The organism is Vreelandella olivaria, assembly GCF_023507745.1.
GTDB lineage: Bacteria > Pseudomonadota > Gammaproteobacteria > Pseudomonadales > Halomonadaceae > Vreelandella > Vreelandella olivaria_A.
The window spans coordinates 1-576 of sequence record NZ_JALPZO010000086.1 but is presented as its reverse complement, the minus strand read 5'-3'; the positions used below and the strand labels follow the sequence as shown (position 1 = coordinate 576).

Annotated in this window: 1 protein-coding gene; it reads left to right on the top strand. The window is 60.1% G+C overall.

Features of this window, described 5'->3' with window-relative positions; translation table 11 throughout:
- Positions 1-576: MBG domain-containing protein (locus HP566_RS07125; RefSeq protein WP_249976571.1), on the top strand; the 576-nt coding region annotated here is incomplete at both ends.

The window sequence follows — 576 nt, the reverse complement described above, 5'->3', positions numbered from 1 at the left end:
TCGCGGGTTTAGTCAACGGTGAAGGCCAGGAGGTATTAGACGTTCAACTGAGTGGCGGACGCGGCACCCATGCAGGCAACTACGACCACACCGCCAGCGGCGATGCGCAAAACTACCTGCTGACCTTTATCGATGGCGAACTGACCATCGATAAAGCCACTGCTACCGTCACCGCCAACAGCGGCACCACCACCTACACCGGTACAGAGCAGAACATTGACGGTTTCACCGTCGCGGGGCTGGTCAATGGTGAAGATGCCTCGGTACTGGCAATCACCACCCACGGCGGACGCGGCACCGATGCGGGCCGCTATGCCCATACCGCCAGCGGCGATGCGCAAAACTATCTGCTCACCTTCGTGGATGGCGAGCTAACCATTGATAAAGCCAGCGCGACTGTCACCGCCAACAGCGGCACCACCACGTACACCGGCACCGAGCAAAGCGTGGATGGCTTCACCGTCGCGGGTTTAGTCAACGGTGAAGGCCAGGAGGTATTAGACGTTCAACTGAGTGGCGGACGCGGCACCCATGCAGGCAACTACGACCACACCGCCAGCGGCGATGCGCAAAACT